General features: G+C 70.0%; 8 protein-coding genes. 3 read left to right on the top strand and 5 right to left on the bottom strand.

Going from position 1 to position 6,830, the window contains the following annotated elements:
• Positions 1-137 precede the first annotated feature (137 nt).
• The 5 genes from pucL to ACZ7G3_RS18285 form a co-directional block, all read right to left on the bottom strand.
• Positions 138-1,073, bottom strand: a complete 936-nt coding sequence (gene pucL, locus ACZ7G3_RS18305) for a factor-independent urate hydroxylase (RefSeq protein WP_470926706.1) — start codon at positions 1,071-1,073, stop codon at positions 138-140.
• 7 nt (positions 1,074-1,080) lie between these two features.
• Complete coding sequence (gene uraH, locus ACZ7G3_RS18300; protein ID WP_470926704.1) at positions 1,081-1,500, bottom strand: hydroxyisourate hydrolase; 420 nt, start codon at positions 1,498-1,500, stop codon at positions 1,081-1,083.
• A gap of 2 nt (positions 1,501-1,502) precedes the next feature.
• On the bottom strand, positions 1,503-2,012 hold the full coding sequence (uraD, locus tag ACZ7G3_RS18295) for a 2-oxo-4-hydroxy-4-carboxy-5-ureidoimidazoline decarboxylase (RefSeq protein WP_470926702.1): 510 nt from the start codon (positions 2,010-2,012) through the stop codon (positions 1,503-1,505).
• 149 nt (positions 2,013-2,161) lie between these two features.
• Positions 2,162-2,530: a helix-turn-helix domain-containing protein gene (locus tag ACZ7G3_RS18290; RefSeq protein ID WP_470926700.1), complete on the bottom strand. Its 369-nt coding sequence runs from the start codon at positions 2,528-2,530 to the stop codon at positions 2,162-2,164.
• Complete coding sequence (locus tag ACZ7G3_RS18285; RefSeq protein ID WP_470926698.1) at positions 2,527-2,793, bottom strand: YkoF family thiamine-binding protein; 267 nt, start codon at positions 2,791-2,793, stop codon at positions 2,527-2,529. The genes ACZ7G3_RS18290 and ACZ7G3_RS18285 overlap by 4 nt, the downstream gene beginning before the upstream one ends.
• 141 nt (positions 2,794-2,934) lie before the next feature.
• Here ACZ7G3_RS18285 and ACZ7G3_RS18280 point away from each other — a divergent pair, with 141 nt between their 5' ends.
• The 3 genes from ACZ7G3_RS18280 (at position 2,935) to ACZ7G3_RS18270 (ending at position 6,372) form a co-directional block, all read left to right on the top strand.
• The gene (locus ACZ7G3_RS18280) at positions 2,935-3,792 is read left to right on the top strand and encodes a TIM barrel protein (protein ID WP_470926696.1); all 858 of its coding nucleotides are present in this window, start codon (positions 2,935-2,937) and stop codon (positions 3,790-3,792) included.
• Between the two features lie 47 nt (positions 3,793-3,839).
• Positions 3,840-4,730, top strand: coding sequence for a 2-hydroxy-3-oxopropionate reductase (locus ACZ7G3_RS18275; protein WP_470926694.1), 891 nt, complete (start codon positions 3,840-3,842; stop codon positions 4,728-4,730).
• Between the two features lie 178 nt (positions 4,731-4,908).
• Positions 4,909-6,372, top strand: a complete 1,464-nt coding sequence (locus tag ACZ7G3_RS18270; RefSeq protein WP_470926692.1) for a catalase — start codon at positions 4,909-4,911, stop codon at positions 6,370-6,372.
• Positions 6,373-6,830: the final 458 nt, after the last annotated feature.

The following is a 6,830-nucleotide window of genomic DNA, read 5'->3' as shown; positions in this document are numbered from 1 at the left end:
CGAGCAGTTCTAGGCGCTTGCCGGCATACATAGTTCACCCCTCCTCCCCCCCCCCCTCCCCCCTCCCCCCCCCTCCCCCCCCCCCCCCCCCCCCCCCCCCCCCCTGGTCCCCCCCCCCCCCCCCCCCGCGTCCCGCGTCAGAGGTTGGTCATGTCGACCGGGATCAGTTGCTCGGCGCCGTCGCGCAGGATGGTGGCCTCGATCAGGCCGTAGGGCCGGTCGGCGGCGTAGTAGACGGCGCCGTCCTTGGCCTCGTTGTCGATCCCGAAGGGCGACAGGTCCGAGCGGAAGTGGTGCTTGTTGGGCATCGAGAAGCGGATCTCGTCGACCTCGTCACGGGAGTTCAGCACCCGCACGCCCATCTCGAAGAGGGTCTGCTGGAGCGAGTACGAGTAGGTCTCGGCGAACGCCTGGAGCGCGTGCTTGCGGACCCCGTGGTACGAGCGGTCCCAGTCCGGGGCGTGCGAGTCGATGCCGTCCCAGTTGTGCCGCCACCAGGTGGAGACGGTGGTGGCGAGGATGCGGTCGTAGTCCTCCTGGAGGGTGGTGTACTTGTCCTTCAGGTAGCCGAAGAACTCGGAGTTGGTCGAGTTCAGGACGGTCAGGTCCTTGAATCCGGAGAGGACCTGGATGCCGTGGCCGTCGTAGGTGATCTCCGCGACGCGGGTCTCCTGGCCGGTGCGGACGAAGGAGTGGGCGATCTCCTCGGAGCCGACGAAGCGGGCGCCGCCCTTCGAGGTCTCGATCCGCTCCCAGCCGTACTCCTCGATGCGGATGCGGGCCCGGTGGATCGGCTCGTTGTTGTCGACGAAGTGGCGGGCGAGCTTGACGCCGAGGTCCTCGGCGCTCTCGATCCCGTGCTCCTTGGCGAAGGCGAACACCGTGTTCTTGGTGGTGTCGGTCGGCAGGACGTTCGCGTTGGACCCGCTGCGGTGGACCTCCTCCATGTCGCCGGAGAGGGCGACGGAGACGTTGAGGTCCTTGATGTGGTGCGTGTCGCCGTCCCGCGTGATCTTGACGACGCGGTTCTCTGCCTTGCCGTACTGGTTCTGTCCCAGGACGAAACGGGTCATGTGTCGGTCAGCTCCCTCGGTAAACGGAGTAGCCGAACGGGTTGAGCAGCAGCGGAACGTGGTAGTGCTCCCCGGGCACCACCGCGAAGGTGATGGTGACCTCGGGGAAGAACACGGGCCGGCCGTTCTCGCTGTCCCGGAGCGCGGGGGCGTCCTGCTGGGCCGCGGCTTGTTTCTTGGCGAAGTACGTCTCGGTGTCGAAGTCGAGCCGTACGTGTGTGGTGCCCTCCGGCAGGGCCGGGAGGTCCTTGCACCGGCCGTCGGCGTCGGTCGCGGAGCCGCCGAGTGCCTGCCAGTCCTCTCTTTGCCCGTGATGGGCGGAGCTGCCCGAGCGGGCGGCGAGCTGGACGGCGACTGCCTCGGCGGGGCGGCCGGCGCTGGTGTCCAGGATGTGCGTGGACACGGAGGCGGTGGTGCTGGTGCTCATGGTCAGGCGTCCTGTTCGACGAGTCGGGAAAGGCGGATGCGGTTGATCTTCCCCAGTTCGGTGCGGACGATCTCCCGCTCCTGCTCGGGCGAGTTGCCGATCCGCTCCAGAGCCGCGTCCCGCATCTGCTCGCCGGTCCGGCCGGTGGCGCAGATGAGGAAGACGTGGCCGAACTTGTCCTGGTAGGCCAGGTTGAGTTCGAGCATCTCCGCCTTGAGTTCCTCCGAGGCGCCGGCCATTCCGGCCTGCTCCCGGGAGGAGGTCGGGTCGCCCGGCTTCGGGCGGCCGATGGGCGGGTGCCCGGCCATCGCCTCGGCGAGGTCGTCCGCCGTCAGCTCGGCCATGGCGGCGTCACTCGCGGCGTACAGGTCCTCGGTGGTGGCGTAGGGGCGGGCGGCGAGCAGGTGCCGGGCCCACGCCGTCGAGGCACACGCCTCGTGGAGTTCCGCGAGTGCCGCGGACTCCTCGGATGCGTTGAAACGGGCCAGGCCCGACGCGGAAGTGGACGTCACGGGAGCCTCCGTGGCCTTGTGCTGAACGGGCGTGCCGATAGCTAACGCCCTCGGAAACAACGCGTCAACACTTTGTTGAAAATTCGGTGTGACGAAAGCCGCCGCCCGGATTCCGGACGGCGGCTCGTGATGTGGGGCTCCTGTGCAGGTCAGGAGTCCTTCTCGCGGTTGAGGTAGTTGTAGACGGTGAAACGGCTGACGCCGAGGGCGCTCGCGACGGTCTCCACGCCGTGCCGCACGGAGAAGGCGCCGCGCGCCTCCAGGGTGCGGACGACCTCCTGCTTGGCGCGCCGGTCCAGTTCGGCCAGCGGCCTGCCCCGCCGGCGCTCCATGGCGGCCAGGATGTGGTCCAGGGAGTCGGCGAGCTGCGGCAGGCGCACGGCCACGACGTCGGCGCCCTCCCAGGCGAGGACGACGTCGTCCTGACCGGCCTCGTCCGGCGGGAGCATCTCGCCCCCGATGGCGTCGACCAGGGGTTTGACGGCCGCGATGAAGGGCTCCTCCCCCGGACCGGTCACCGCTCGCCCTCCCCTTCGGCGCCCTGCCCGACCACGTTGACCTGGAGGGAGATCCGGGTGGCGCCCGCCTGGAGGGACCGGCGCAGCAACGCGTCCACGGCGGTGAGCACCTCGTCGGCGCCACCCTCCGCGGTGTTGCCGAACGGGCCGACGTCCACCTCGTCCAGCTCCGCGGCCTCGACGACCTCCCGGGCCACCACCGCGTGCGCGGGCGCCTCGTCCAGGTCGAAGGGCTCGGTCGTGAACTCCACTCTCAATCGCACCCGGTCAACCTAACGCGCGGTGACCGCTTTCCGCCGCCCCCTCTTGACAAGCGCCGAGCACCGACGGCAATCTTCCATTAAGCAGAAAGCATCTTCCGTAATGCGGAACAACGATCGAAACGGAAGGGAGCGCGGCACCCGATGCCAGGTTTCAAGTTGAGCACCGCCGCAGATCAGCGCTTCAACGTCAACCTGTCGATCCTCTTCACGGAACTCCCGCTCCTGGAGCGTCCCGCGGCCGCCGCCGCGGCCGGCTTCACCGCGGTCGAGCTGTGGTGGCCCTGGATCGACTCGCCCACCCCCGAGCAGTCCGAGCTCGACGCCCTGAAGAAGGCGATCGAGGACGCGGGCGTCCAGCTCACCGGGCTGAACTTCTACGCGGGACAGCTGCCGGGCCCCGACCGCGGCGCCCTGTCCGTCCCGGGCGAGGAGTCGGACCGTTTCCGCGCCAACGTCGACGTGGCCGCCGACTTCGCGAAGTCGCTGGGCTGCACGGCGCTCAACGCCCTGTACGGCAACCGCGTCGAAGGCGTGGACCCGGCCGAGCAGGACGAGCTGGCGCTGGAGAACCTGGTCCTCGCCGCCCGCGCGGCCGACCGGATCGGCGCGGTCCTGCTGATCGAGGCGCTCAACAAGCCCGAGTCGCCGCTGTACCCGCTGGTGTCGGCGCCGGCCGCGATCGAGGTCGTGGACAAGGTCAACGCGGCCACCGGGCTCGGCAACGCCGCGTTCCTCATGGACCTCTACCACCTGTCCATGAACGGCGAGGACCTGCCGCGGGTGATCGACGCGTACGCCGCGAAGACCGGGCACGTGCAGATCGCCGACAACCCCGGCCGCGGCGCCCCCGGCACCGGCTCCCTCCCGTTGGAGGAGCTGCTCGACCGCCTGAGGAAGGCCGGTTACGACGGCTGGGTCGGCCTGGAGTACAAGCCGGGCGACAACCCCAGCGCCGAGTCCTTCTCCTGGCTGCCGGCCGAGGCCCGCGCGGCCCGCTGAGCGCCACCCGTAGGAACTCTTCACAGATTTTCAGAGAGGCACCCATCATGAGCACGCTCCCCAAGGTCGCCTGGATCGGTCTCGGCATCATGGGCTCCCCCATGTCGGAGAACCTGATCAAGGCGGGTTACCAGGTCACCGGCTTCACCCTGGAGCAGGAGAAGCTGGACCGCCTGTCCGCCGCCGGCGGCACCGCGGCCGGCTCGATCGCCGAGGCCGTGCGCGACGCCGACGTCGTCGTCACCATGGTGCCCGCGTCGCCGCAGGTCGAGGCCATCGCCTACGGCCCCGACGGCATCCTGGAGAACGCGAAGTCCGGCGCCCTGCTGGTCGACATGTCCTCGATCACCCCGCAGACCTCCGTCGACCTCGCGAAGGCCGCGAAGGACAAGGGCATCCGCGTCCTGGACGCCCCGGTGTCCGGCGGCGAGGCCGGTGCCATCGAGGCCGTGCTGTCCATCATGGTCGGCGGCGAGCAGGCCGACTTCGACGAGGCCAAGCCGCTGCTCGAGGCGCTCGGTAAGACCATCGTGCTGTGCGGTCCGCACGGCTCGGGCCAGACCGTGAAGGCCGCCAACCAGCTGATCGTCGCCGTCAACATCCAGGCGTGCGCCGAGGCCGTGGTCTTCCTGGAGAAGTCGGGCGTGGACCTGAAGGCCGCCCTCGACGTTCTCAACGGCGGGCTGGCCGGCTCGACCGTGCTGACGCGGAAGAAGGACAACTTCCTGGCCCGCGACTTCAAGCCGGGCTTCCGCATCGACCTGCACCACAAGGACATGGGCATCGTCACCGACGCCGCCCGCAACGTCGGCGCCGCGCTGCCGGTCGGCGCCGTGGTCGCCCAGCTGGTCGCCTCGCTGCGCGCCCAGGGCGACGGCGGCCTGGACCACTCGGCCCTGCTGCGGGCCGTGGAGCGCCTGTCCGGCGCCCAGGTCTGACCGTACGCAGCTCACGAGACTTCCGGGCGGTGCCGTCGCTGACACCTGTCCTGTCGCGCCCGAGCGGCGGCACCGCCCGGAACCCACTTCAACAAACTGTTGACGTGCCTGTCACCCGAACTTAGGCTCCACGAAGCGGAAACAAGTTTCCGCTGACCCCTCGCACGGAAGGTCCCCGATGTCGCAGCGCGTGCTCACGACAGAGTCCGGCGCCCCGGTCGCCGACAACCAGAACTCCGCCTCCGCCGGCATCGGCGGCCCCCTCCTCATCCAGGACCAGCACCTCATCGAGAAGCTGGCCCGCTTCAACCGCGAGCGCATCCCGGAGCGCGTGGTGCACGCCCGCGGCTCGGGCGCCTACGGCCACTTCGAGGTGACCGACGACGTCACCGGCTACACGCACGCCGACTTCCTGAGCAGCGTCGGCAAGCGCACCGAGGTCTTCCTGCGCTTCTCCACCGTGGCCGACTCCCTCGGCGGCGCGGACGCGGTCCGCGACCCGCGCGGCTTCGCGCTGAAGTTCTACACCGAGGAGGGCAACTACGACCTCGTCGGCAACAACACCCCGGTGTTCTTCATCAAGGACCCGGTCAAGTTCCCCGACTTCATCCACTCGCAGAAGCGCGACCCGTTCTCGGGCCGCCAGGAGCCGGACAACGTCTGGGACTTCTGGGCGCACTCCCCCGAGGCCACCCACCAGGTGACCTGGCTGATGGGCGACCGCGGCATCCCGGCGTCCTACCGCCACATGGACGGCTTCGGCTCGCACACCTACCAGTGGACGAACGCCAAGGGCGAGTCGTACTTCGTCAAGTACCACTTCAAGACGGACCAGGGCATCCGCTGCCTGACCGCCGACGAGGCCGCCAAGCTGGCGGGCGAGGACCCGGCCTCGCACCAGACGGACCTGGTGCAGGCGATCGAGCGGGGCGTGTACCCGTCCTGGACCCTGCACGTGCAGCTGATGCCGGTGGCCGACGCGGCGAACTACCGCTTCAACCCGTTCGACGTGACCAAGGTGTGGCCGCACGCCGACTACCCGCTCAAGCGGGTGGGCCGGCTGGTGCTCGACCGCAACCCGGACAACGTCTTCGCCGAGGTCGAGCAGGCCGCGTTCTCCCCGAACAACTTCGTTCCGGGCATCGGCCCCTCCCCCGACAAGATGCTCCAGGGCCGCCTGTTCGCCTACGCGGACGCGCACCGCTACCGCCTGGGCGTCAACCACACCCAGCTCGCGGTGAACGCTCCGAAGGCGGTGCCCGGCGGCGCGGCCAACTACGGGCGCGACGGCTTCATGGCCTCCAACTCGCAGGGCCGGGACGCCAAGAACTACGAGCCGAACTCGTACGACGGCCCGGTCGAGACCGGCCGCCCGCTGGCCGCCCCGCTCGCGGTGTCCGGTCACACCGGCACCCACGAGGCGCCGCTGCACACCAAGGACGACCACTTCTTCCAGGCCGGTGAGCTGTTCCGGCTGATGACCGAGGACGAGCGCGGGCGTCTGGTCGCGAACATCGCCGGCGGCCTGTCCCAGGTGTCCCGCAATGACGTGGTCGAGAAGAACCTCGCGCACTTCCACGCCGCCGACCCCGAGTACGGCAAGCGCGTGGAGGAGGCGGTCCGCGCCCTGCGCGAGGACTGATCCACCGGCTCGCGTACGGACCCGGCGGGGAGGCCGGGACCGTGCGCGGCCCGTGCAGGCACCGGAGCGGCCCGGATGAGGGGTGGCCGCCCGGGGCCGGCACGGGCAGGGCGAGGACCGCGGCGGCCTGCGAGCCAGTGCGGTGGTGAAGGGCCAGGGGCTTCTCCTACGACCTGAGGGGAGAAGCGTTCCGGCCCGTCGCACCGCCGCGGTCCCAGCCACTACCCGCCTCTTCGCGGAAGAGGCCCGAGACTCCGTCCGGCGGCGCGAACGACCTGTCGCGCCCAGCCTCGCGCTGTCGGACGGACACCACATGAAGAACCTTCACCGGCCGGGAAGCGGGGGGGGGGGGGGGGGGGGGGGGCGGGTTGTTTCTTTGTTTGCCCCGGGTGTGGTTTTCTCCCCCCCCCGACACCCTAGAGACACGAAAAGGGCACAACCCCCACACCACCAACCCA

The organism is Streptomyces sp. NPDC037271, assembly GCF_055603605.1.
This window is presented reverse-complemented; position numbering and strand designations above follow the sequence as displayed.

Bases quoted from the DNA above. Each gene is read 5' to 3' on its own strand.
- pucL (WP_470926706.1), bottom strand. From the start codon at position 1,073: ATGACCCGTTTCGTCCTGGGACAGAACCAGTACGGCAAGGCAGAGAAC.
- uraH (WP_470926704.1), bottom strand. From the start codon at position 1,500: ATGAGCACCAGCACCACCGCCTCCGTGTCCACGCACATCCTGGACACC.
- ACZ7G3_RS18280 (WP_470926696.1), top strand. From the start codon at position 2,935: ATGCCAGGTTTCAAGTTGAGCACCGCCGCAGATCAGCGCTTCAACGTC.
- ACZ7G3_RS18275 (WP_470926694.1), top strand. From the start codon at position 3,840: ATGAGCACGCTCCCCAAGGTCGCCTGGATCGGTCTCGGCATCATGGGC.
- ACZ7G3_RS18270 (WP_470926692.1), top strand. From the start codon at position 4,909: ATGTCGCAGCGCGTGCTCACGACAGAGTCCGGCGCCCCGGTCGCCGAC.